Source organism: Psychrobacter sp. 5A.1, from assembly GCF_030407455.1.
Taxonomy (GTDB): domain Bacteria; phylum Pseudomonadota; class Gammaproteobacteria; order Pseudomonadales; family Moraxellaceae; genus Psychrobacter.
In genome coordinates, this window is sequence record NZ_JASDDJ010000135.1 from 1 (window position 1) to 1,129 (window position 1,129).

Genomic DNA, 1,129 nt, shown 5'->3' on the forward strand with positions numbered 1-1,129 from the left:
CCTATGAAAAAGACACGCTTTAGCGACAACCAAATCGTCAACATCCTAAAACAAGCCGAACAAGGCGTCCCTATTACCGAGCTCTGCCGTGAGCATAACATCAGCCAAAGCACCTTCTACAACTGGCGATCTAAATATGGTGGTATGGACGCCACACTTATCAGCCGTCTTAAAGAGCTTGAAGTTGAAAATGCCCGCTTAAAGAAGATGTACGCTGATGAATGTCTTAAATCCGACATCCTACAGGATGCTATGTCAAAAAAGTGGTAGCGCCACTCAGGCGCAAAGCGTTGGTTTGTCACTACATTGAAGATCGTGGTATTGGTATCCGCAGGGCTTGTAGCATCTTTAACATCAGCGTCACCTGTTATTATCACAAGTCGGTGGTAACAGATGAGAACCAGCAAATAGCGGACTTACTTATCAAACTGACTGATGAGAACAAGAACTGGGGCTTTGGCTTGTGCTTTTTAACCTTGCGTAATGTGCTAGGACTGCCGTACAACCATAAGCGGGTATATCGCATCTACTGCGAGCTTGAACTCAACCTTAGAATCAAGCCTAAGCGTCGCATTAAACGTGCTAAACCAATACCATTAGCAGTACCTGATAGGATTAACCAAAGCTGGAGCATGGACTTTATGCACGACAGCTTAACTGATGGCCGCGGCTTTAGACTGTTCAATGTCATTGATGATTACAACCGTGAGGCACTCACCGTTGAAGTCGACTTCTCGCTACCGGCGCAAAGGGTCATACGCAGTCTTAATCAGCTTATTGAGTACCGAGGCAAACCTGTGCAGATAAGATGCGATAACGGCCCTGAATACATCAGCAATGCGCTCAAAGACTGGGCTGAGCAGCAAGGTATCATCTTAAGCTATATTGAACCTGGCAGTCCACAGCAAAATGCGTATGTAGAGCGCTTTAACAGAACCATGAGATATGATTGGTTAAATCAGGAGCTGTTTGATAATCTAGAGCAGGTACGCGCACAAGCAGAAAACTGGTTATACCATTATAATCATAAGCGCCCAAACATGGGCAATGGCGGTTTTACACCGATACAGAAACTCAATCAGGCAGCTTAATTCTATTTATTAGGTGTCTTAAGTTTGGGAGGGTTACC

1 protein-coding gene is annotated in these 1,129 nt (G+C 45.0%); it reads left to right on the top strand.

The genetic code is table 11. The annotated features are described in order from the left end of the window. The first annotated feature begins 3 nt into the window (after window positions 1–3). Window positions 4–1,091, top strand: a protein-coding gene (locus QL982_RS14420) for an IS3 family transposase (protein ID WP_290190447.1) whose coding sequence is annotated in 2 segments (ribosomal slippage) — window positions 4–256 and window positions 256–1,091 — 1,089 coding nt in all. Because the reading frame shifts where the segments join, the coding sequence is not laid out codon by codon here. Window positions 1,092–1,129: the final 38 nt, after the last annotated feature.